We start from the raw sequence: 23778 nt of genomic DNA on the forward strand, positions 1-23778 counted from the left end.
AATTAAGGCTTTGACCAATTATCATTGGTTGACTTATTGATGATTTGTTGTAGACCTTTATCAACCGGATTCCGTATTATTACCCTTGTTGAAGCTAAAAAAGAAGATATTAAGGCTGGTTTCGGGCAGTGTGCAGCGGAGATGTTAGCAGCTCAGTTATTTAATGAGGAAGAAGGAAATCAGATTCCCATCATTTATGGAGCCGTGACATCGGGTACTGTGTGGAGATTTTTGAAGTTAGAGGGCAATATTGTTTCTATTGATGCGATCGAGTATTATCTGAGGGATGTCGGAAAAATTTTAGGGATTTTATTAAGCGCTATACCCAAATCCCCGACTTCGCCGAAGTTGTCTGGATTTTAAAAAGGCGATCGCATTTTACCTTCACAGGATTTATATCATGTCCGGTCGATTACCCTGATTCCTGTAGGGGCGGGTTCACCAATAATATTTGCCAAAAACGGACAATCTCACAAACGGGCCCCGGCAATTGTATTATGGGCGATTTATCGGACATAATATTACGCATCAATACCAAAAAAACCGGGTTTTTCATCAGTGTTAAAGGCTAAAATGCACTATTTCCGTAAAAAACCTGGTTTCTGTATCTAGGACTAATTCAGCAACGGAGGACACGGCATTGCCGTTTCCCTACCGCAAAATAATCAATCTTCCTGGCTTGGATGTAACCATCACCCGATTAATTGTAGTGCCGTGTCCTGACTGAAAGCATCCAGGATACAAGCCCCCGGATTAATTCCGAAAGCAGACTCAGGACCCAGAAATAAAAAACCTGTACCCGAGAAACTTGCCCCCCGAATTTATCCGTGGGGTCAATGTTTCAATCTAAAATCTAAAATCTAAAATCTAAAATCTAAAATCGATTGACTGTGGGTAATATCAATCGCTAGCTGCTGTTTCCAATTTCTGCCCAATCCTTGGTTCCGTACCATTCAAAAGCCGCTGAATATTGCTGCGGTGTCGCACAATTACAAACACACCGCCCGCAATTCCAAACAATACATAAGCCAGCGGCTGATGTAAAGCAAACATCAATCCAGCAACGCTAATGGCCCCGATAATCGAACTTAAAGAAACAATTCGCGAAACCGCAAATACTATCCCGAAAATTCCGAAAGTTCCCAAACCAACGGGCCAGTACAAACCCAGCAAAACTCCCAAACTCGTAGCCACAGATTTACCCCCCGTAAACCCCAGCCAGATTGATTTGCTGTGGCCCAAAACAGCAGAGAAACCCGCCAAAGTTGCCATCCAAGGGAGGAGAGTTGCAGTATTTTCTAAACCTGCTGCGGTTGCTAGCTGGCTGGTAAAAGTGAGAGAGTAAATGTAGCGGATTAGGACGATCGCACTTACCCCCTTCAACACATCCACCAACAAAACCCCCAACCCCGGCCACTTCCCCAAAGTCCTCAGTACGTTAGTCGCACCAGTCGAACCCGAACCAACCTCTCGAATATCAATTCCTAGCATCCATTTCCCCAAGGCGTACCCAGTCGGAATCGAACCCAGCAGATAAGCTGCTATTAGCAATGCGCCATTTAAAATTATCCAGCTAGCCATTTTTTAATTTGAGATTTCGTGTACTTTTAAAATTTGCAACCTTTCCCTAGCATAATTAGCAATTAGCAATTACTAACTAGCAATTACCAATTACCAATTACCAATTACCAATTACCTCATCAAAAATCCTTAGCAGTCGTCAAAGTTTGCGGATCGGCAGCAAAGGCCAACCATAACGGAAATTGCAGGATTGACAAACTAATTAAATCCTCAGTTTCATCAATGACAATTAGGGGCAATTTGCCATCTTTCACCAGTCGATCGGCTTTTTGAGCCAAAGCTTCCGCAGACTCAAACATAATAATCCCCCTTTCCGGGCCAAAATCGCTGCGAGTAATGCCCAAACAGTCCTGCAAACCCCGGCGCCACTCTCCCAAACGTTCGGGACTGTTGGCGAGCACCAAAGTCCGCACCCGCCCGCCGTAGACGCTTCTGAGTACAGAAATAATAGTCGAAGTAATCAAGATATTTTGCAAGCGCGAACCCATAGTCCGCAAAGCACCCCTTCCTCCTTGGGTGAAAAACCAGTTAGAAACTCGTTCCGCGTGGATGGGTTCAAAAGTGCGGCGGAGTTGCCAAGGCGGGCCGTAGTAGTCGGGGACAGTGCGATATTGATCGAGGGTGCGGCGAATTTGTTTGGCTTGTTCTTGAAATCCCTGTTCGGCAAATTTGGGATTTACCGGTGCTGAGGATTGAGACTCCTCAGCAGCAGTTCGCTGTGGTGTCTCTTGCACCGGTGGGGTCAAATCTAAGAGTTCGGCGGTAGCGGCCAAATCCTGCAAACTGCCTACTAGATAGTCTTTGAAACCCTGGACTCGAATTGCTAAATCTTGGGAAACGCCGGCAAAAGTGGTTCGCATTTCCTTCTGAATTCGATCGCGCCGACGTTCGAGTTTTTCTACTTCGATTTGTAGCGCTTGTTTGCGCTGATCTAATTGAATCAAGCCGTCTTGTACCAAACGCCCGATCGATGCTTGAGCCTGGCCCAACGCTTCTATAGCATTGGCTTTGTCGGCTTCCAAGGCGGCAATTTTTTCAGTCAAAGCTTGTTCTTGCTGCTGCAATTCTTTGACTCTCAGGGCCAACTGTTCGGTAACATTTTCTGGGATGTGCGTTACCGTTTCTGGGGTTGCTGTTGGCTGGGAGTCTGTGGGAGGATCGATTTGAGCGATCGGACTTTCTGATTCGGAATCGTCGGTGTTGGGCCCAATTTGGGCGAGTGCGCCTGCTTCGTCCACGAATTGGGCGATTTCGGCATCTTCCTCGTCCAGCGGCGGGTCTGTTTCTGGCGGGAGTTGGGCTGGCATTTCATTTTCGTCGAGCCACAAATCCTCTGTTTGAGATAGAAGTTGGTACTCCGTCTCATTCACGGGTAAATCGGCTTCGCCGTCACCGCTTGGGGCGGCTGGTTGTGGTTGTGGTTCTTGGGTTGTAGATTCGTCTGAATTCATGGGAAATTTTGTTCGGCGTGGGGCACGGAAAAGTTAAAAATTAAAAATTAACAACTTTTTTAGTCTTGACGGGGACAGCGCTGTTCTAAGCAGGTCTGTAGCATTTTACGATCGAACAGAACCGGCAGAAAGTGAATGCTGTTAATTTCTTTGAAATAGAACAAAATCGGCACCGCAGGCCAAAATATCCGCCAATTTTGCCATTCTCGGTAAGGAAAGCGCCGGATTAAGTTGGACGATCGATAAATGTCCAAATCTGTTGGGGTAAATTGCAGCCGGATGGTGGCTGCTTGGTACATCAGAAACAAGCCGAACAGCGCCAGTGGCAAACTCGCCCACTTCTGCACGAACAGCAGCGGTAGGGCAGCCAGTACCAGGACTAGGGGAATCGCATAACTCGGGGCGAGTTCGATCGTACTTGTCGGCGCAGTCGAAGAGGCAGTTGTAGTCACGGGTTTAAATCAAGGGTAGTAAACGAATGTTGCCAATTATTCATATTTTATCTGTTTCCTAGCTTACAAGCCTTTGAGTACGCTAGAGCCCGTCCCCTGAAACATCAGCCAAGTCATCAAAAAGTTAAAAATAAAAATAGCCAGCAAAGCCGTCACCACCGCCGTAGTAGTCGATTGACCGACGCCTTTTGCCCCGCCGGTGGTGGTCAAACCCCAGCTAGTGCCAATTACAGCAATCAAACCACCGAACACAAAAGCCTTAATTGCCGCGCTGCAAATATCCCACAGACTCAGGAAATTGCGGACTGATTCTAAAAACACGTTTTGAGAGATGCCGTACATCGTCGTAGCAATCAGCAGCCCGCCCGCGATGCCCGTGACGAGACACATGATGGTTAAAATTGGCAGCATCAAGCAGCAAGCAAGGACGCGGGGAATTACTAAATAGTCGATCGGGTCTGTTCTGAGCATCAGGAGGGCATCTATCTGCTCTGTTACCTGCATCGTGCCGATTTCCGCTGCAAAAGCCGAACCTACCCGTCCGGTCACGATTACGGCTGTTAAGACGGGGCCGAGCTCGCGCGTCAAAGACAAAGCCAAAACGCCACCGACGACATTGCCGGCACCGAGGTTAATAAACTCCCTCGCTACCTGAATAGTAAATACCATGCCGACAAAACCCGCAGTCAGCAAAGCAATCAGCAGAGATTCCGGACCGACTGCTGCCATTTGGTCGAGGGTGTTGCGGCGGTGAATTCTGCCCTTCAGCAAGTGCAGCATGACTTGGCCGCCCAATAAAGTTGCTGCCAGCAACCGCTGACTCCACAAACTGAGGCTGGAAGATGTAGTGGTGCTCAAGGGGATTTCGAGTATAGAACAACTGCCAAAAATGAAATCTATCTACAAATCTTAAACAAGTTTTTTCTATAACATTTAAGATTTCTGACAGAACCGGCCACTGAGGGCGATCGCTGCCTATCGTAGAAAAGGACAAGTTTTGTTTGCTTGTACCTTTCGGCAGTTTAGCTGAATTTACTGACTCTTATGAGCATTTTTCCCAATTTTCTTCGCTCTGTACTCCTGACCAGCCTGTTGAGCTTTGTCGCCCCCTTATTGTTAATCGGCGCGGGATTGACTAGCTTTTCGCTGATTGGCTTCGTGCCTGCTCTCCAAGGAGTTGGTCGTTCTGGAGAAGAGCTGATTTTGCAGTTCTTAGCTACTTTCGGCAGCGGCTGTCCCCTCCAGGGTTTTTTCGTTATCGGTCTAACTTTTGGTTTGGTGGGTGCTTTGTTTGATACCTACGCTTCTTATCAGCATTCGCGGTGGAGTTAATCGAACCTTCGATTTTAGATTTTAGATAGGAATTCCTCGATCGAATCTAAAATCTAAAATTGCTGGGTTCGGGTTGGATCGGATACCCGCCCCTTTTGATGATTTTACAATATCGATCGCGAATGTTCGGAAATGCGATCGGCCTTTTTGCGGAAAACCGAATCCCCCTGTTTCGGGAGCTGGAATATATTAAATACAAGTTGAGTCAAGTGTTTCTCAACTTCTAAAAAGTTAAGAAATTCGAGGTATCAGTTATGGCACTTATTCGTTGGGAACCTTTGCGGGAAATGGACTCCTTGCAGCGAGAAATGAATCGGTTGTTTGATAGCTTGACTCCGGCAACCGATCGCGCATCTAACGGTTCTGCTTTTCTACCCCCCGCCGAACTCGATGAAACTCCCGAAGCCATCCACCTTAAATTAGAAGTTCCAGGCATGGAAGCTAAGGATTTGGACGTACAAGTAACCGCAGAAGCTGTTGCTATAAGTGGCGAACGCCGTCAGGAAACAAAGAGTGAAGATAAAGGCATGACTCGCTCTGAGTTCCGCTACGGTTCGTTCCGCCGGGTGATTCCCCTACCCGCACGGGTTCAAAATGACAGCGTAGAAGCTGAGTACAAAAATGGAGTTTTGCACCTGAATTTGCCCAAAGCGGAAGCGGAAAAGAACCGCGTGGTGAAAGTACAAATCGGTGGTCAATAATTCTTTGCTACTTTAGTTAGTTAATTAGTAGGGGGGGCGCAAGGCACCCCCTATTTGTTTTGGAAATTGATTATTAATCATTGGGAATTGATAATTGGGTCGCAAAGCATTGGGCATTGCGAGTTTGAGGAATGCTCCTTCCATCTTCCATCTTCCATCTTGCTCCTTCCATCTTCCATCTTCCATCTTCCATCTTCCATCTTCCATTTTCCATCTTCCATCTTCCATTTTCCATCTTCCATCTTCCATTTTCCATCTTCCATCTTCCATTTTCCATCCATCCGTTACATCCGAAGAAAGCGAATCCGTTGCCGAACTTCCTTGTTCCGATTCTTCAACCGTGCTAAACTCCAATAAGCAATGGTTGGTGAGGAGACTTGCGTGCCGAGTCAGGGAGTGGGAGGAAATGGAATTGCATCTGAGTTTGGAGACTTAACCGGGATGACTCGCCAAGAAGTCGATGATTTTTTGCGCGGACTAGGTGCTAAGGTAAAAAGTTCTTTAGGAAATTATGTTGAATACAAATTTTCTGACAGGTCAAAAGTCATAATCCGCACTAATAGTGAAGTTGTTCGCCTGCCAGCACCGCGATATGGCTCAGATGGTAGAAGAATAAACTGGGGTTTGCGTCTTGGCAAAGATGGTAGCGTACTCCAAACACGCGATGAATTGGGCAATCAGATTCCTGATAACCACATTACTGGAGAAAAAGTGAGTAATTAATATGCCTGATGACTACAACTTGCTTAATTTAGGTGGACTTACATCCCTCGTGAAAAATGTCAATGTGTCTTTGTGGGGGAATGAAGTATTACTGGAATGTATCTACGATCCTACAGGCGATCAATTGCCTTACTCTTTAGTTTTTCAAGACTGCCGAGAAATTATGTGGGAGGTGCATGATGAAGAGGAAGCAAAAGAACCATTAGCTGATTTGATTGGTTTTCATTTGGGTGAGGACGCGCACCGGAAAGCAGCTTTAATTCATACAGATATTTTTGAAATTTCAATTTTGTACGGCAGTTTTAGCATTCACAAGGGAGAAAACCTAAATGCTGAAGTAGCAGATTTAGAAACAGAGGTTTTGGTATCACAATCGCCAGCAGTCTTGTAGCAATTGAAAAGCACCGCGCCGTTAAATGGTCAAGCGGTTAGTAATATTATTATATCTGGTAAAATAACTATTACAGGACTTAGGCACTCCGACTCCTCGAAACTGGGTTATTTACCTAATCTGCGGGTTTTAAGGAAGTATGTTCGTAAAAAACCAGGTTTCTGGGCCCCCATATGTAAGTCCTATATTATTAGGTTTGTAGTGAGGACTTCCATCCTCATCAAAATCTGAGGATGGAAATCCTCACTACAAAAGAATTACCAATTTTTCAAAAAAGACAGTAGGTATTGTTGCCCGCCTCAGTTTAGGATACTTAATAGAACTTTTTTCCCAGATGAGGTAAAACACAATGCCTGATATTGTTGATATTGCCGTAGGTGCGGGTTCGTTCCAAACCCTCGTAACAGCCGTGCAAGTAGCTAATTTAGTAGATGCGCTCAAAAGTCCAGGCCCTTTTACTGTCTTTGCACCCAATGACGATGCTTTTGCGAAATTGCCACCGGGAACTATCACAACCCTAGTGCAGAACGTTCCCCAACTAACCAGGATTTTGATGTTTCACGTCGTATCGGGGAAGTTTATGAAGGCTGATTTGGCAAAACTTGGTTTTGTTACTTCCTTGGAAGGTTCGCCGATTAAAATTGATTGTTCTGACGGTTTTGAGGTGAAAAATGCTACAGTTGTCGCTGCGGATATCGAAGCAGACAACGGCGTCATCCACGTCATCGATAACGTGATTTTAATGGGATAATTTCGCCGTTTAATCTCGCTATGGGAGCAAAGCAGGTGCTTGGCGGTACCGATTTGCTCCCGATCGCACGCTTGTTTTTTATCGGTTGAAGGTAATTTCAATATAAAAAAGTTGTCTTTTCGGCGGATGTATTTTAAGATGATTCTTTGAAAAAGTTTAAAAATCAATAATTATAATATAAGCAAACCAGTTTGGTGAGCACTATGCAAATCCTAGCCGCCAGCCTCAAAGCAAAAGTCCGCCAGCGTACCTTGGAACTGCAAGTTCTCAACGAACTTACTGCAAAAGTTCAAGCCGCTTGGACTGCTGATGAAATTTGGTCTGCGTGTCTGGCACATCTCGATCGCCTCATTCCCACACAGGCGATCGCCATTTTGACGCTACCGGACGATAAAATATACCTGGAACAATTACAGCCGTTAAGTGCTAGCACCCAAGCCGAAATGGAAGGGCGCTTGCAAGCTGCTCGCGCTGAATGGCTCGCCGGCAATCGGGACTGGGCGGACAACATCGCTCCGCCACCAATTGCTCAGTTTCAGTCGGTCTTGATGGCACCAGCCAACTCGGATGAAAGTGAAGAATTGTTGGGAGTATTTTTCATTGGTGCAGAGCAGGCAACTGCTTTTAATTTGGAACACCTTTGTTTGCTCCACACTGTAGCTCAAATTTGTGCAAAACAGCTAATAACCATAGCACGTAAAACGAGCAGTGTCAAGGATAAATTTCAAAATAATTTTGCTCTGGATTCGGAAAGTCAAGAACTATTGTTGCGGGCTGTAATGGACGCTGCCCCGGACAGAGTTTTTGCGAAAGATAGAAACTTTAGATACATTTTTGTAAATCAAAGTTTTGCTGAATATGTGGGGAAAAATGTTGAGGAAATTATCGGCAAAGATGATATTGAATTAGGGTTTTCAGCCGAATTAGTATTTGGCGATCGCAACAGCCAAATTAGGGGCATCCGCGAGGAAGATCGAGCTGTGCTGGCTGGGGAGAGGGTTCGCAATCCCTACCAGGCGCTCCTCTTTGAAGGTGGCAAACAGCACATCTTTGACACGCAAAAATTGCCACTGTCCGATGCAGAGGGTAATATATTTGGAGTTTTGGGTTTTTCTAGAGAGATTGGTCAATTGCAGGCCACAGATGAAGCCAGGAATCAAAGCCAAGCCAAACTGCAAAAAATTACTGCTAGCGTACCCGGTACCGTATATCAAATTGACTTGCATCCAGACGGCTCAATGGCTTTCTCGTTTGTGAGCGCGGGCTGCCGAGAATTGTATGAAATAGAACCAGAGGTGGCTCAGCAGAATTTTAATGTAATTGTTGACATGATTCATCCCGAAGATCGAGATGATTTTCTCAACTCGGTGACGCTTTCTGCTGAAAATTTGCAGCCTTGGCGGTGGGAAGGAAAAATTGTCACTCCGTCAGGAAAACTTAAATGGGTGCAAGGAGCTTCCCAGCCAGAATTTCAAACATCGGGGGAGATAGTTTACTATGGCTTGTTCACGGATATTAGCGCCCGGAAACAAGCTGAACGGAAGCTGCAGCTTTATCAACAAATCTTTTTGAAATCCAACGATGCGATCGCGATCTTAGACCCCCAAGGCTATTATTTAGAAACAAATCAAGCTCACACGGCTTTGCTGGGCTACAGTTCGTCTAAATTGTGGGGAAAAACGCCTGCAACTCACATGGGAGAACAGGCATTTACGTCTGTGCTGCAAAGCTTGGCAGAAACAGGGAGTTACCGAGGCGAAATGACCTGTATTAAGGCTGTGCAAGAAGGAACAGTTGAGGTGGAGGTTTCGGCTTTTGCGGTTTTAAATGATGCTGGGGATGTCGTTTGTTATGTAAGTGTCAAAAGAGACATCACCGAACGCAAGCGAGCTGAGGAAAAACTAAAACTTTACCGAGAAATATTTTTAAACTCCAATGATGCGATCGTCATTATTGATGCTGACGGGTTTTTCCTCGAACAAAATCTCGCTCACCAAACGCTTCTAGGATACACAGACGCGGAATTAGAAGCAGAAGCTTCGCCCCTGGTTGCGGGGGAGCGCTTTTCGGCAATTGCCCAAAGTTTAGCGACAACAGGAAGTTTTCGGGGCGAAATTACTAACTGCACTAAAAAAGGCCAGACGCTGGCGATCGACGTTGCGGCATACTCTGTGATTAACAACGCCGACGATGTAATTTGTCATGTCTGCGTCAAGCGCGACATTACCGAACGCAAAAAAGGAGAAGAAGAACGGCAAAAATTTGTGTCGCTGATTGAAAACAGCAGCGATTTTATCGGTATGGCTACCCTGAAAGGCAAAACGCTGTTTGTCAACGAAGCCGGACGAAAACTGGTGGGTGTAGAGAATCTTTCGGCAGTGCTTTATACGGAGATATGGGATTATATTGGACCCTATTTTCAGCAGAAATTTAGTCAAGAGATTTTACCAACAATTATCAGTCATGGCCAGTGGCAAGGAGAAGGTCAAATGCAGCACTTGGGCAACGGACAACCCATTGATGTTGTGATGAATTCTTTTCTGGTCAAGCACCCTCAAACCACCGAACCGCTGTGCTTTGCTGCGGTAATTCGCGATGTCACCGAACGCAAGCAAGCTGAGAGAATGCTGCGGGAACAAGCAGAACGGGAACGGCTGGTTTCGGCGATCGCCCAGCGAGTCCGGCAGTCTCTCAACCTCACTCAAACTCTGAGCACTGCTGTACAAGAAGTGCGGCAGTTGCTGGCAACTGACCGCACGGTAATTTATCGTTTTGAGTCCGAGGAAACAGCGCTTGTTGTTGTGGAATCTGTAGGGGATGATTGGATGCCCCTGCTGGGCAGAAAAGTTCAAAGAACATCCTTTGGGGAAAGTTATGTATGGCTGTACAGGGCAGGAACAATTCAAGCAATGGCAGATATTTATACGGCCAATTTGAGCGAGGAACACCGAGATTTACTTGCTAGTTTGCAGGTAAGGGCTAATTTAGTTGTACCAATTTTTATAGGCGACGAAAGTCAGGGGTTGGCAGCAGAATATTCGCCGGAAACTCGAATTGAACTGCCGGAAAGGAGTTTGGAAACGAGTCAAAATCGGTTGTGGGGATTGCTGATTGCCCATCAGTGCAGCGCTCCGCGTGTTTGGACTGATTCTGAGATGGATTTGCTGGGGAGGTTGAGCGTGCAGTTGGCGATCGCCATTCAGCAATCTACTCTTTTTGAACAAGCGCAGCAGGCCCGAGAAGCTGCCCTAGAAGCGTCTCGAATGAAGTCGCTATTTTTAGCAAATATGAGTCACGAAATCCGCACTCCGATGAATGGAGTGATGGGGATGACTGATTTGCTGCTGAAAACGAATCTTACTCCCGAACAGATTGATTTTGTACAGACGCTGAAACTTAGCGGTCAAAATTTACTCTCCATCATTAACGATATTCTGGATCTCTCCAAACTGGAAGCTGGAGAAATGCGCTTAGAAATACTAGAATTTAACCTCAGTATCTGTATGAATGAAGTGCTGGATTTGTTGGCAACTCCCGCACAAGAAAAAGGTATAGAAGTGGTGGCACTAATTGACAGCGACGTGCCGCTGCAAATTAAAGGTGATGCAGCGCGGTTGCGGCAAATACTCACAAATTTGATTAACAATGCTATTAAGTTTACAGAAGCAGGAGAAGTGGTAATTGAGGTGGCTAATGCTAGTAATCCGGGGTTGTTGGCAGCTAGCGAGAATCAGAAAATTTTAGAGAATATCGAACCGTTAAAAAGAGAAAACAATGACTCGCTGCTCCTGCTGTTTAAAGTCACAGATACAGGAATTGGGATTGCTCCCGACGACCTAAAAAAGCTGTTTCAATCTTTTACTCAAGTTGATGCCTCTACGACAAGAAAATATGGTGGCACAGGTTTGGGGCTGGCTATTTCTAAGGAGTTGGTGGAGTTAATGGGTGGGCAAATTGGTGTGGAAAGTACCCCTGGCCAAGGCTCGACTTTTTGGTTTACTGTGCCGACTGTTAAGGAAAATTTAACTGCTGTCGGGACAGCGTGCGAAGTGAATTTTGAAACGGTGCTGGCGGGGCGAAAAATGTTAGTTGCCAGCGACAAGCCGACAGTGCGAAAAGTGTTAGTGAGAATGGCTGTTTTGTGGGGAATGGAGGTTGAGGAGGTTGAGAACGGTTGGATGACGATCGCATCTCTGTACAAAGCTGTCAGCCTTAATTCCCCTTACGATATCGTTTTGGTTGATATTCAGTTGCCGGAAATGGTGGCGGGAAGTCTCGAACGCTTGAGAATTTCTGAGCCTGCAATGCAGCAGACAAAGTGGGTGGTGCTGACTTCAATGACTCAGCTTGCAGAGGCGAAACGCTTGGTAGATAGCGGTTTTAGCGGGTATTTAACTAAACCTGTTAAAGCTCACCGACTATTTGATTGCTTGGCGAATGCGATCGCCCCGATGACGCTGATTGATGAGCCGCTGGCAAATTCAACGTCCAATCGAACCTCAGCTATTGACAACCGGGACTTAGCAAGTTTAAAGATTTTGTTAGTTGAAGATACTCCCATCAATCAAAAAGTTGGTCTTAATCAACTCAGAGTTTTGGGATGCAGCGCAGATGTCGCCAATAACGGTGCAGAGGCGCTATCTATGGTTGCTCTGAAAAAGTATGACATTGTGTTGATGGACTGTCAGATGCCGATTTTGGACGGTTACGAAGCAACGCGGGAATTGCGCCGCCGGGAAGCGGCAGATGCTGCTGGCAAGATGGAGCCGAATCAAAAGACGGTGGTGATTGCGATGACGGCGAATGCTTTGAAGGGCGATCGGGAAAAGTGTCTGGCGGCGGGCATGGACGATTATATTAGCAAACCTATTGCGATCGAAAAGTTAAAATCGGTACTAGCAAATTGGTCGGCTAAGCTAAAAATTGAAACTCCCAAGTTTAATGGCGAGGAACTTCAAAATTCTGAGCCAGATATCGAATCGGTAGTCGATATGGCACGTTTGCACGAAATTTCGGGCGCTGATTTAGAATTTGAGCGGGAAATACTGCAAGCTTTTGTGGTGGATACTGGTAGTTATTTAGAAGCTGCTAAGGAGGCGATAGCCGCGGGAGATATGGAGACACTCGCCCGCCACGCTCATCAAATTAAAGGTGTCAGCGCTACGGCGGCGGTGCGGTTAATGCCCGATATGGCAGATCAGCTTCAAAGTCTGGCCGAATCTAATGATTTGGAGGGGGCTACAAAAATCATCGCTGAATTAGAAATAATTCTGGCGGGGGTTCAAAAGTTTGTGGCTAGTGAGTAATCAATCAATTTTCTTTTGAACCGGGATGTCGAACTCGATCGCGGACACCTCTTGGCAGCCCCCGCGAGCGAGCGCGTGTAAAGATTTTTAATCTTTTATCAAGATATTTATCTCAATGTGAAGGAATTGGGAACTCTTATAACATCTTGTGTGTTGTAACTTACGACACTACTGTATTAAGTTATTGTGGTCAAATATAAAATAATCCTTAAGCCGATCGACATGAGGGTGCTTTTCGTCTATCGGCTTGAGACACCAAGACCAGCTTTTCGCTATGCCCGCCCATTAAGTGCGTATTTACGCTCAACGAGGTTTTATGACTCCAGTCATGTTACGCCAACTCTGGTCATTAATTGAGACCACCCAAGCTACTCTGTTAGTAAATTTAGACGATGCCACCCTGGTACAGTGGCTGCTAAAGCAGTTAAAGACAAACTCTGCGCTCAATGGCAAAGAAGCAGATTTGTTGGACGAATACATCCAGTCTCGGCTGTCCCTAATCCGCGATTTAGCTGAGCAGCGTCTATCACCAGAGCTACTGTGAGCAGATTCAATCAAAATCGGATAAATATTCCAGGCAAAGGCGACAATCGCTCGCGCTGGGCAGAAATAGCAGAAAAGAAACCGGGTTTCAAGGATAAATCTTAGGTTTGACGACCAGGCCTCCAGTCGGAAACCGGGTTTCTAACTCTGGGCTCCCAGTTTGCTCAAAAAAAAAACAGGCGGGTAGTCGAGGCAGTTGCCGCTGTGCAGCACCGGATGCAGAACGGCTAATTTGAAACCGGAGGCTGTGTAGATCGCCGATCGCCACAGTTCTGACAGCTACAAGGTAGGATTGTCAGGAAAGCGTTCTATTAAAATCTATGCGTAAATGGAAATTTTTGCTACTAGCAAGTGTGTTGTTTGTGGCACCGTTGGCGTCTTGTAGGGATCGATCGGCACAAACCGGACAAACACCAGCAACAACAACTGCCGAAGGCAAATCGCAACAAGGTTCCAGCCGGATAGATACAATTGTCAGCCGTGGCAAACTGATTTGTGGCGTCAGTGGCGAACTGCCAGGTTTTAGCTTTGTAGACGAAAAAGGCAAATATTCGGGACTAGATGTGGATGTGTGCAGGGCGGTGGCGGCGGCAATATTTGACGACCCCGAAAAAGTCGAGTACCGAAAACTGAACGCCAAAGATAGATTTACAGTTTTACAGGCCGGAGAAATCGACATTCTCAGCCGAAATACCACCTACACTGCGAGTCGCGACAGCACTACCGGACTGGAATTTGCCCCGGTGATCTTTTATGACTCTCAAAGCATCATGGTCAAAAAAGACAGCGGTATCAAAAGTTTAAAAGATTTTGCGGGCAAATCTATCTGCGTGCAGACAGGTACGAGCACCGAACAAAATTTGTCCGACCAAATGCGAAAATTAGGAGTTAAATACACTCCTGTGGTGTTTGAAGATGTGAATTCTACCTTTGCTACCTATCAAGAAGGTCGCTGTCAAGGTGTTACTGCCGATCGATCGCAGCTAGTCTCGAAGCGGACAACTCTGCCGAATGCCGAGAATAATGTTGTTTTGCCGATCGTGATGTCAAAAGAACCGTTAGCCCCAGCGGTAAAAAGCGGCGATCCTAAATGGTCGGACGCGGTGAGATGGATCATTTTTGCGGCGATTGAAGCGGAAGATTTGGGAATTAATTCAGGAAATGTAGACCAAATTGTGGCAAGCACTACAGACCCAAACGTCAAACGTTTGCTAGGAACAGAAGGAGATTTAGGTAAAGGTTTCGGACTCCCGAACGACTACGCCGTCCGCGTTGTTAAGAAAGTGGGGAATTACGGGGAAATGTACGATCGCAACCTCGGCCCCAAAAGTACACTCAAGTTAGAACGGGGTCAAAACAGACTCTGGAAAGATGGCGGTTTGCTTTACTCGCCACCGTTCCGCTAATTTCATCAGGACTTACACGCACTTCCTCTGAGAAACCGGGTTTTTTACCAAAATCCTGCGTCGGAGTCACAAGATTCAGGAAAAAACCCGGTTTCTTTAGTCTTAGGGATAGTCAGAAACCGGGTTTTTTACCAAAATCCTGCGTCGGAGTCACAAGATTCAGGAAAAAACCCGGTTTCTTTAGTCTTGATGCGACTGGATTTGTAATTGCGCTAATAATTTAAATTATGAATACAGAACCTCAACCGGGCAAATCCGAGAAATCATCCAAATTTAAAGATATATCAAAACTGCTGCGGGACGATCGCTTCTGGAAAATTGCCGGACAGGCGATCGCCCTAATTTTAGTAATAGTTGTTATCGCCATTCTCGGGGACAATCTGGGCGCCAATTACTCGCAACTGGGGATTGCATTTGGATTTGATTTTCTCAATTCCCAAGCATCATTTGACATCGGCGAAAGCGTAATTCCTTACAGTCCAGAAAACAGTTACATACAAGCTTATTTTGTCGGTTTAATTAACTCGCTGCGGGTTATGGTTCTGGGGATTGTTTTCGCAACAATTGCGGGTTTAACGGTGGGAATTGCCCGCCTTTCCGACAATTGGCTGCTGCGGAATTTGGCTGCTTTGTATGTAGAAGTTCTGCGAAACACGCCGTTATTGCTGCAATTATTTTTCTGGTATTTTGCAGTTTTCATTTCCCTGCCAAAACTGGAAGACAATCAGCAGATGAGGGGGCCGATTTACTTGACCAATCGTGGCATTGCTGTACCTTGGCCTGTGGCTTTGCCCGGTTTCGAGATTTGGTTGATTTTGCTAACTGTCGGAGTTTTGGCGGCGGCGGGGCTGTGGATGTGGCGCGCGCGGGTGATGCTGGAACAAGCTAAGCCGGGAAGACAGTTGTTTTGGGCTTTAGGTGCGATCGGGCTGAGTGCAATCTTAGCTTTGATTATTACCAAAAATCTGCCTTTTCGTCTAGATTTCCCCCGCCTCACACCTGAATTGCAACTCGAAGGAGGATTAAAATTAACTCCAGAATTTGCCGCCTTGGTGACAGGACTCAGCTTGTATACTGGCAGTTACATTGCAGAAATTGTCCGGGCCGGAATTCAATCAGTATCGAGAGGCCAGTGGGAAGCGGGAAAGTCTTTGGGGTTGAAGTCTGGAACAATGATGCGGATGGTAATTTTGCCGCAAGCTTTGCGGGTGATTGTGCCGCCTTTAACCAGTCAGTATCTGAATTTAGCTAAGAATTCGAGTTTAGCGGTTGCGGTTGCTTATCCCGACGTTTATTTTGTGGTGGGCTCTCCGACGTTAAATCAGACCGGAAGGGCGATCGAAGCAATGTTAATTATCATGATAACATATCTAACAATTAGTTTGATAGTTTCTCTGTTCATGAATTGGTACAATAAAACTGTACAAATCAAGGAAAGGTAAAGACTTTAAATTTAACCAAATTTACGGGTAATCAAAGGATAGCGCATAAAGTGGCATACAGTGACTGTAGCTTAGACAGAGGAACGAAAACTTTTGAGTTGACGATTAAGCAATAATAAATAAGTCACAACAATCTTTGGCTTGTTAGTATTAAAGTTGAGGGGAATCAAATGACACAAGAATTAATTGCTCTTAGAAATAGCATATTGGAAGGAAGGTATACGGATGCTTTGGCAATAGTCGATGAGTTAGATGGAATGAGCAAACAGGCAATCTTGCGACAAATCCAATCTTTTTTAAATGTTTTGCTGATTCACTTGATTAAAAATCAAGTTGAACAGCGATTAACTGGTTCTTGGGTAAGTTCGATTCGCAATTCAATTAGAGAAATTAAAAAGGCAAATATTAAAGACAATAAAACATCTTATTACATCAATTCTGATGAATGGGAGAATTTTATAGAGGAGGAGGTGATTGAGGATGCGATCGCAGAGGCTGCCGAGGAAGTATTGAATGGTGTTTATACTCAATTTCAACTTGCAGAGATGATGGATAGAAACCTGATTATTCAGACTGCTGTGAGGTTATTGAACTTGACTTATATCCATTCCGCCAAAGATTTACCCGCAGTGTTAGCCCAGCATTTAAGTCAGTTACCAGGTGGAGAAGATTGGATAAATCGGCGAAAATAAGTAGTATTTTTTTTAGCCTTGGCGATTGGAAATCGCGTCTACACAAACAAAACCCGCCTACGCGGGTTAATAAAATATAGGATGGAAAACCGCTAGATGGAAACTCTCCCCATATTACCGCCCCCAGCCACCGAATCGCCCACCCCTTGGAATTGGGCGCGCAAAAACCTATTTAGTACCTGGTACAACAGCATTCTGACAGTAGTTTGCCTAATTATCGCCTTCCAAACTATTAAAGTAATTATCGTTTGGGCAACAACAAAAGCTCAATGGCGCGTATTAGAAGCCAACTTGCCGCTATTTTTTGCCGGCAGATTTCCCCGCGAATCCTACTGGCGGCTGTGGATAGTAACGGCCATAATTGCCTTGTTGGGAGGATTAACTTGGGGAAACATTCAGCGGCAAGAACCTCTTTGGAATCCGCCTTTACTAATTATACTCGGTGCTGCGGTTGTGGGTGCGGTCATTTCGCCGATCGACCTAACCTCTCGCCTCTACCTCTTAGGAATTATTATCGCAGCCGCCGCCAGCTATGCCATCGGAAGGCAAATTCCGCCAAAAATCATGGGCTGGATGCCTGCAATTTGGGTTCTTTCCTTCCCAATAGTTTTGTGGCTAATTAAAGGCGGGTTAGGTTTGACCGAAGTGTCAACAAATGATTGGGGCGGTTTAGTGCTGACGCTGTTTTTAGCAGTTATTAGTATTGTGCTTTCCTTTCCTTTGGGAGTATTGCTAGCACTCGGCAGACAAAGTTCTTTGCCAGTTGTAAGACTGTTATCAACATTATACATTGAAATTATTCGCGGTTTACCCTTAATTGGCATTTTGTTTTTAGGTCAAGTGATGCTGCAACTCTTTTTGCCGCCCGAATATCCGAAATTGGATAGAGTAATTAGAGCCATTGCTGGACTGACTCTATTCAGTGCAGCTTACTTGGCAGAAAACGTGCGCGGTGGCTTGCAGGCCGTGCCCAGGGGACAAATAGAAGCAGCTAGGTCGATCGGACTCAATACACCCCTACTCACAATTCTCATTGTACTGCCTCAAGCACTGCGAATAGTCATTCCGGCGATCGGCGGTCAATTCATCGGATTATTTATGGATACATCCCTCCTGTCTCTATTCGGAATGTTAGAATTAATCGGAATATCCCGCGCCGTTTTAGCAAATCCATCCTATATCGGCAGATACGCCGAAGTTTACATATTCGTCGGCATCATTTATTGGATATTTTGCTACTCAATGTCCCTAGCAAGCCGCAAAATAGAGCGAACTTTAGAAGTAAGCCAGCGCTAAAAAATCCTCTAATTTCATTGGCGTTCATCTGCGTGCATCTGCCGACATCTGCGGTTAAAAAATCAAAAAATCATGGAAACTAAACCCACAATCCCCGAACAAGTAATCGTAGCAGAAAACGTCCACAAATGGTACGGACAATTTCACGTACTGCGCGGCGTCAGCATGACCGTAAACCGAGGTGAAGTCGTGGTCGTGATGGGGCCCTCTGGTTCGGGAAAATCGACATTTATTCGCACATTTAACGCATTAGAAGAATACCAACAAGGTAAAATTACGATCGACGGAATCGAACTTTCCCACGACTTACGCAACATCGAGACAATTCGCCGCGAAGTAGGAATGGTGTTTCAGCAATTCAACCTGTTTCCCCACTTATCAGTCTTGGAAAACGTCATGCTAGCGCCGGTGTGGGTGCGCCGCTGGCCCAAGAAAAAAGCTGAAGAAGTGGCGATGCAACTGTTAGAAAGAGTGGGAATTTTGGAACAATCAAAAAAATATCCCGGACAGTTGTCTGGGGGACAACAGCAGCGGGTAGCTATTGCACGTTCTCTAGCCATGCAGCCTAAAATCATGCTGTTTGATGAACCGACATCAGCGTTAGACCCGGAGATGGTGCGGGAAGTTTTAGATGTAATGCGAAATTTGGCTCAAACTGGAATTACAATGGTAGTGGTGACTCACGAAGTCGGGTTTGCGCGCGAAGTTGCCGATCGCATTGTATTGATGGATGGCGGCGTTTTAGTTGAAGAAGCGAAGCCGGAAGAGTTTTTTCAGAACCCGAAGGAAGAACGGACGCGCAAGTTTTTATCTCAGATATTGTAACTGATTTTCAAGTGTAGTCGGTAGGTTGGGCGACGGTAGCAGCAGTAAAAATCGGCACAATTAAGGTAAAATAAAAGAGTGTACAATCAGTCTCTATTTTGCTGAGATAGCTTGCAATGCCATCCACAAAAACTCTGCCGTTAGTTAAAGACTCGGAACGCCTAGAAAGTCGCCTCAAAGAAATTCCGGCGGTTCCTGGTGTATATTTAATGCGAGACGAGAGCGATCGCATCCTTTACATCGGCAAATCAAAAAAACTCCGAAACCGCGTCCGTTCATACTTCCGCGAAAGTCAAAATCTCAGCCCCCGCATCGCGATGATGGTGCAGCAAGTGCGCGAAATTGAATTCATCGCCACCGACACAGAAGCAGAAGCTTTAGCCTTAGAAGCAAACCTGGTAAAACAGCACCAACCTTACTTTAATGTACTCCTCAAAGATGATAAAAAATATCCTTATTTGTGCATAACCTGGTCGGAGGAATACCCGCGCATTTTTATCACCCGCAAACGCCGCGCCAGTAGTGCCAAAGACCGCTACTATGGCCCCTACGTCGATACAGGGGCACTGAGGAGTACGCTGCATTTAATTAAGCGGATTTTCCCGCTGCGGCAGCGCCCTCAACCGCTATTTAAAGACCGTCCTTGTTTGAACTACGACATCGGGCGCTGCGTTGGCGTTTGTCAAGGGTTAACTTCGCCGGAGGAATACCGAAAAATCATCCAAAAAGTAGCGATGATTTTCCAGGGAAGAACTCAGGAATTGCTCGATATTTTAGAACCCCAAATGGAACAGGCAGCCGAAGATTTAAACTTTGAAACTGCGGCGCGTATTCGCGACCAAATTAAGGGTTTGCAGTCTTTGAGTGCGGGTCAAAAAGTATCTTTGCCAGACGATACTATTTCCAGAGATGCGATCGCACTTGCGGCCGATACCCAGCACGCTTGCGTTCAATTGTTTCAAATCCGCGCTGGTCAACTGGTGGGAAGGTTGGGATTTATGGCGGAAATACCATCCCAACCCAGGGCGGGCACGGGGGCACCGCCCCTACAATCGGGGGGGGAAGAGTTATCTGAACTTTCTCTTTCCTCCCCCCCTTGGCAAGGGGGGGAACGAGGGGGGGTAGAGGCCGGAGCGATTTTGCAGCGGGTGTTGGAAGAACACTATCAAAATGTCGAATCTGTAGAAATTCCCAGCGAAATTTCTGTGCAGTACGAATTGCCAGAAGGGGAAATATTAGCAGATTGGTTGAGCAACCGTAAGGGGCGAAAAGTTACCATTTTGACGCCCCAGCGACAAACTAAAGCTGAGTTGATTGAGATGGTGGAACGCAATGCTGAGTATGAATTGGCAAGAATGCAAAGATTGAGCGATCGCAATTCTCAAGCAATGGAAGATTTAGCAGAAATTCTCGATTTGCCGGAAGTTCCTCGCCGCATTGAAGGCTACGATATTTCTCACATTCAAGGTTCTGACGCCGTAGCTTCCCGCGTCGTATTTATTGACGGTTTGCCGGCTAATCAACACTACCGCCATTACAAAATTAAAAATCATGAAATTAAATCGGGTCATTCTGATGATTTTGCTAGTTTAGCAGAAGTTATCGGTCGCCGATTTCGAGGATTGAAGGAAGAAGAAAGTTCGGCAACGGATTTTATAACTGATTTAACGGATAGAACGAATAAGGAAGAAGAATTTAGCGATTTAGGAAATTCGGAAAAAATCAGCAATTTATCCTCAGTTTCTCGTACTATTTCGGACAAACCCGACTTAATTATGATAGATGGCGGCAAAGGTCAACTGTCAGCAGTTGTGGCTGTTTTGCGGGAGATGAATTTGCTAGAAGAGTTGCGCGTTGTCAGTTTGGCCAAGCAGCGAGAGGAGATATTTTTGCCGGGGGAATCTTTGCCACTGCCCACTAATTCTGAGCAGCCTGGGGTACAATTATTGCGCCGGGTGCGGGATGAGGCGCACAGGTTTGCTGTGAGTTTTCACCGGGATCGCAGAAGCGAGAGAATGAAGCGATCGCGCCTTGATGAAATTCCCGGATTGGGACACCACCGACAAAAACAATTGTTAGCACATTTTCGGTCGATCGACTATCTGCGTTTAGCGACTCCCGAACAGTTGGCAGAAGTTTCTGGGATTGGCCCGCGTCTAGCGCAGCAAATTTACGATTATTTCCACCCGTAAAGCCTTACCCAGCAGCCGAGACGGGGATTTTCGGGGTGAGGGGGCGATCGGGCCACAAGTCCCGATTCAGCCACTGGTAGGGAGGTATTCAAAAATTTTGCACAGGCCTATTGCAATCCCCAGAGACTTGTGGTATGTTTAGTTTCTGTGTGCGGGCATAGTTTAGTGGTAAAACTTTAGCCTTCCAAGCTAATTATGCGGGTTCGATTCCCGCTGCCCGCTTTCGTCTACAAAAACCTCAAACCAACGATAAATCAACGGTTTGAGGTTTTTTATTGCTGATTTTTTCGCTTTGTGATGGGTCTAGTTGACCAGAAATTGGATACAAATTGGAGACAAAATGACTCGTTTGAATACAAATTGAATACAATCCATACCTAGACTAGGTTTGAGCCGTACTCTTCCGCCAGAAGCCCCAGAATTGCGTTGATGTCAGCTAAGTCAGTTCTGGATTTTTTACGCCGTGCTTTCAACTGGTTGAGTAAGTCGGCCGGTTCTGGAAATTCTGCGACGGTCGGAGCTAAATTTTTATTTGCTTCCCGATCGCGCTGCGCTTCCTTGAGCTCTTGCTCCAACATCTGCACCTTCAGTCCTAAGTCGCCGTTGCGCTCGTGTAACTGGTTCAGTTCTGCATCCCATTCTGCAAGTTGCTTGTTGGCCGCTTTCAATTCCTGCCTGAGCGATTCATCCTTGCCATCGCTCAGGCACTCAATTTTCCCAGCCGTTCCTCAATAGCGGCCATGCGCTCCATCACGGGGTCAAGACTTGAACTCACAGCCTTGTCTACATTGTCTACAATATTTGTAGACACGACGCTATCATTGCTTCGTGTAGACAAATCTGTAGACAATGTAGACACCAACTTAGTATCGCTCGGTGTAGACAGTGTAGACAGTGTAGACAGTAGTGTAGACAGCGGTGTAGACGTGCCTGAGACTTCCTTGAGAATGCGTTGTGCAGCTTGACTTACGGACTCACCCTCTAGCCTCTGAGCTTCTATCCAGTTCAGGAAGTGACCGGAAGCCCTGAACGATACGACTTGACTTTGACTCATTGTAAACACCTGTATACAGTATTTGTCTACAATAACTGACAACTGTCTACAGTGTCCACATATTGTAGACAAAACTTGTAGACACGAAAATCCCCCAATTAAGGGGGAGAGGGATTGAGCCGTCAGTTGTCAGGCAGTGGCTAAATTTTTCCTTGGAGACGGATGAGTTCAGTAATTCGATCGCGAACGGCTTCCACTTCTCCTTCCAACCACTGAGCAATCGTAGCTATGTCGTATTTTTTGCCCGGTGCCTGCCAGCCAAACATTTGTGTTTGGAGAGTTTGTAGTTGCTCTGGGTAGTATTCGTGCCACCACACCAGTGCTATGTCTCGCATCGCCTGGGCATCTTCGGGAGTAATTTTCCGAGTTAATAGCTGAGGTTGCGGTAGCAGTTCTGCTAACTTCCGCCGCTCGTCATCGGTAAGTTGAGGGAGTAAGTTGCAGACTTCCATAAAAGGTGAAAAAATTGCTCTGCCAGCTCTGCCAGCCTTCTCCGAAAGAATTGTAGCTCTGTAACTTGCTCTGCCACATCATGTTGGCAGAGCAAGTGACAGAGCTGTAAGTTCCTCTGTGTCTACTGGCAGAGCTGGCAGAGCAAGATTCGCGGGTAATTCAGAATTTTGCACAAAGCCAATTCCAGAGAGATACCATTGCGCTCTACGCTCCATCTCGTCTCGCCCGTTATATTGCAACCTTTTGAGTTTAGGAAATATCTCCGAAAACCTTGCAAATACTTGGTTTATAGCCTTTACAGGCGTGTCGTATTTGTTGGGTAGATCATGCCAAATTAGCTTGTCTTTACGATCCTTCGTACTCTGTTCAATTTCCAATGTCCCCGTTTCTACGTACCACTCTTGCAGCCGCTCCCACAAATCCTTGATGTAGATGCGGCCGCCAGATTGTACCTCAATGCCAGCGTCGCGGACAAACTGCCAGAGGTGGCGGCTTTCCTCCTGGGCCTTCTGCATTGCTTCCTTGGTTGCCTTGTAGTCGATACCCTCGGAAAGCAGCAGCGGCCACCGCTCTAACATCTTGTTGAGCATCGCCGGGGCAATCTGTTCAAGAATGAACTTTTCATCGTCCTTGAAGCGCGGGTCAGCTTCTAGTTGCCCCTCAGCAGCGATCGCGTTTTTGGCGTAAGTCTTTTCAAAATTCAGAATTCCGTACCGACCTTCGATCGCCTCGGTTCCTCCGGTGATGGATGGCAACTTGTTGCAATTAGCAAAGAAAGTAGCAACCGGTTTGTATTCGTGGCTGTCCTTACCTTTGGGTTCAATGTCGATCGGGTCACCAGTAATGAACTGCTTAAGACTCTGAATATTGTCTAGGTCTACTTTTGCAGTGTTCTCTGAAGCCCAGTTACAGACCCCCCCTAGCAGACCGGACAGATTAAACTTTCGACCAGTGTCATAGGCTCTGAAGTCAGACAAAGACTTCCCAGTCATTCCATTTCCATAAACGGCAGCGAGCACGGCGCGTAAAGTGTCCTTACCATTGGAGCCTTCTCCGTGACAGAGCAAACCTTTTACGCCCCGCCCCGTCAACTTTGAGCACACCACTTTTAGCCCACATTCCGCACTTCAAATTGAAATACGATAAAATACAATCCCCAAAAAGCCAAAAATCACGATAATTAAGAA

Annotated in this window: 23 protein-coding genes and 1 tRNA gene; 15 read left to right on the forward strand and 9 right to left on the reverse strand. The window is 46.1% G+C overall.

The window, feature by feature from the left end; all coding sequences use genetic code 11:
- Positions 1 to 24 precede the first annotated feature (24 nt).
- Positions 25 to 363, forward strand: a complete 339-nt coding sequence (locus QUB08_RS27760; RefSeq protein WP_333228975.1) for a hypothetical protein — start codon at positions 25 to 27, stop codon at positions 361 to 363.
- A 537-nt stretch (positions 364 to 900) separates the two neighbouring features.
- Here QUB08_RS27760 and plsY read toward each other — a convergent pair.
- From plsY to QUB08_RS27780, 4 genes are all read right to left on the reverse strand, one after another.
- A complete protein-coding gene (gene plsY / locus QUB08_RS27765; protein ID WP_333141024.1) occupies positions 901 to 1581 on the reverse strand; it encodes a glycerol-3-phosphate 1-O-acyltransferase PlsY in 681 nt (226 codons plus the stop codon).
- A gap of 119 nt (positions 1582 to 1700) precedes the next feature.
- Entirely contained in the window at positions 1701 to 3032 is a 1332-nt protein-coding gene (locus tag QUB08_RS27770; protein ID WP_333228977.1) for a DUF3086 domain-containing protein, read from the reverse strand.
- 59 nt (positions 3033 to 3091) lie between these two features.
- Entirely contained in the window at positions 3092 to 3484 is a 393-nt protein-coding gene (locus QUB08_RS27775) for a DUF3119 family protein (RefSeq protein ID WP_333155133.1), read from the reverse strand.
- A gap of 63 nt (positions 3485 to 3547) precedes the next feature.
- Complete coding sequence (locus tag QUB08_RS27780) at positions 3548 to 4342, reverse strand: MlaE family lipid ABC transporter permease subunit (RefSeq protein ID WP_333228979.1); 795 nt, start codon at positions 4340 to 4342, stop codon at positions 3548 to 3550.
- Between the two features lie 186 nt (positions 4343 to 4528).
- Between QUB08_RS27780 and QUB08_RS27785 the strand changes: the two genes are divergently transcribed.
- Positions 4529 to 4816, forward strand: a complete 288-nt coding sequence (locus QUB08_RS27785; RefSeq protein WP_333228981.1) for a hypothetical protein — start codon at positions 4529 to 4531, stop codon at positions 4814 to 4816.
- A 254-nt stretch (positions 4817 to 5070) separates the two neighbouring features.
- Positions 5071 to 5517, forward strand: a complete 447-nt coding sequence (locus QUB08_RS27790; protein WP_333228983.1) for an Hsp20/alpha crystallin family protein — start codon at positions 5071 to 5073, stop codon at positions 5515 to 5517.
- A gap of 24 nt (positions 5518 to 5541) precedes the next feature.
- Here the strand turns inward: QUB08_RS27790 and QUB08_RS27795 are convergent, their stop codons facing one another.
- Entirely contained in the window at positions 5542 to 5871 is a 330-nt protein-coding gene (locus QUB08_RS27795; RefSeq protein WP_333228985.1) for a hypothetical protein, read from the reverse strand.
- A gap of 6 nt (positions 5872 to 5877) precedes the next feature.
- On the opposite strand from QUB08_RS27795, the gene QUB08_RS27800 reads away from it, so the two are divergent.
- From QUB08_RS27800 to QUB08_RS27855, 12 genes are all read left to right on the forward strand, one after another.
- Positions 5878 to 6240, forward strand: a complete 363-nt coding sequence (locus QUB08_RS27800; protein ID WP_333228987.1) for a hypothetical protein — start codon at positions 5878 to 5880, stop codon at positions 6238 to 6240.
- 1 nt (position 6241) lies between these two features.
- The gene (locus QUB08_RS27805; protein ID WP_333228989.1) at positions 6242 to 6631 is read left to right on the forward strand and encodes a hypothetical protein; all 390 of its coding nucleotides are present in this window, start codon (positions 6242 to 6244) and stop codon (positions 6629 to 6631) included.
- 349 nt (positions 6632 to 6980) lie between these two features.
- Positions 6981 to 7382, forward strand: coding sequence for a fasciclin domain-containing protein (locus QUB08_RS27810; RefSeq protein WP_015178455.1), 402 nt, complete (start codon positions 6981 to 6983; stop codon positions 7380 to 7382).
- Between the two features lie 203 nt (positions 7383 to 7585).
- Entirely contained in the window at positions 7586 to 12688 is a 5103-nt protein-coding gene (locus tag QUB08_RS27815; RefSeq protein WP_333228991.1) for a PAS domain S-box protein, read from the forward strand.
- Between the two features lie 316 nt (positions 12689 to 13004).
- Positions 13005 to 13232, forward strand: a complete 228-nt coding sequence (locus tag QUB08_RS27820) for a hypothetical protein (protein ID WP_242723097.1) — start codon at positions 13005 to 13007, stop codon at positions 13230 to 13232.
- Between the two features lie 319 nt (positions 13233 to 13551).
- Positions 13552 to 14637: an amino acid ABC transporter substrate-binding protein gene (locus QUB08_RS27825; RefSeq protein WP_333228993.1), complete on the forward strand. Its 1086-nt coding sequence runs from the start codon at positions 13552 to 13554 to the stop codon at positions 14635 to 14637.
- Between the two features lie 227 nt (positions 14638 to 14864).
- A complete protein-coding gene (locus QUB08_RS27830) occupies positions 14865 to 16079 on the forward strand; it encodes an ABC transporter permease subunit (RefSeq protein ID WP_333228995.1) in 1215 nt (404 codons plus the stop codon).
- 170 nt (positions 16080 to 16249) lie between these two features.
- On the forward strand, positions 16250 to 16771 hold the full coding sequence (locus QUB08_RS27835) for a DUF29 family protein (protein ID WP_333228997.1): 522 nt from the start codon (positions 16250 to 16252) through the stop codon (positions 16769 to 16771).
- Between the two features lie 96 nt (positions 16772 to 16867).
- Positions 16868 to 18067 carry an amino acid ABC transporter permease gene (locus QUB08_RS27840; protein WP_333228999.1) on the forward strand — a complete coding sequence of 400 codons (1200 nt, stop codon included), beginning with the start codon at positions 16868 to 16870 and terminating at the stop codon, positions 18065 to 18067.
- Positions 18068 to 18139: 72 nt separating this feature from the next.
- Positions 18140 to 18892 (forward strand): amino acid ABC transporter ATP-binding protein, encoded by a 753-nt coding sequence (locus tag QUB08_RS27845; protein WP_333229001.1) that lies wholly within the window; start codon positions 18140 to 18142, stop codon positions 18890 to 18892.
- 116 nt (positions 18893 to 19008) lie between these two features.
- The gene (uvrC, locus tag QUB08_RS27850; RefSeq protein WP_333229003.1) at positions 19009 to 21084 is read left to right on the forward strand and encodes an excinuclease ABC subunit UvrC; all 2076 of its coding nucleotides are present in this window, start codon (positions 19009 to 19011) and stop codon (positions 21082 to 21084) included.
- 151 nt (positions 21085 to 21235) lie between these two features.
- Positions 21236 to 21306 (forward strand) — tRNA-Gly (locus QUB08_RS27855).
- A 155-nt stretch (positions 21307 to 21461) separates the two neighbouring features.
- Here the strand turns inward: QUB08_RS27855 and QUB08_RS27860 are convergent.
- The 4 genes from QUB08_RS27860 to QUB08_RS27875 all read right to left on the reverse strand — a co-directional run bounded on the left by QUB08_RS27860 (position 21462) and on the right by QUB08_RS27875 (position 23697).
- Positions 21462 to 21752, reverse strand: a complete 291-nt coding sequence (locus QUB08_RS27860) for a flagellar alpha dynein (protein WP_333229005.1) — start codon at positions 21750 to 21752, stop codon at positions 21462 to 21464.
- 32 nt (positions 21753 to 21784) lie between these two features.
- On the reverse strand, positions 21785 to 22138 hold the full coding sequence (locus tag QUB08_RS27865; protein WP_333229007.1) for a hypothetical protein: 354 nt from the start codon (positions 22136 to 22138) through the stop codon (positions 21785 to 21787).
- A 140-nt stretch (positions 22139 to 22278) separates the two neighbouring features.
- Entirely contained in the window at positions 22279 to 22590 is a 312-nt protein-coding gene (locus QUB08_RS27870) for a hypothetical protein (protein ID WP_333229009.1), read from the reverse strand.
- 78 nt (positions 22591 to 22668) lie between these two features.
- Complete coding sequence (locus QUB08_RS27875; RefSeq protein ID WP_333229011.1) at positions 22669 to 23697, reverse strand: DUF5906 domain-containing protein; 1029 nt, start codon at positions 23695 to 23697, stop codon at positions 22669 to 22671.
- Positions 23698 to 23778 lie beyond the last annotated feature (81 nt).

Origin of the sequence: Microcoleus sp. BR0-C5, assembly GCF_036705045.1 — a bacterium.
Taxonomy (GTDB): Bacteria; Cyanobacteriota; Cyanobacteriia; order Cyanobacteriales; family Microcoleaceae; genus Microcoleus.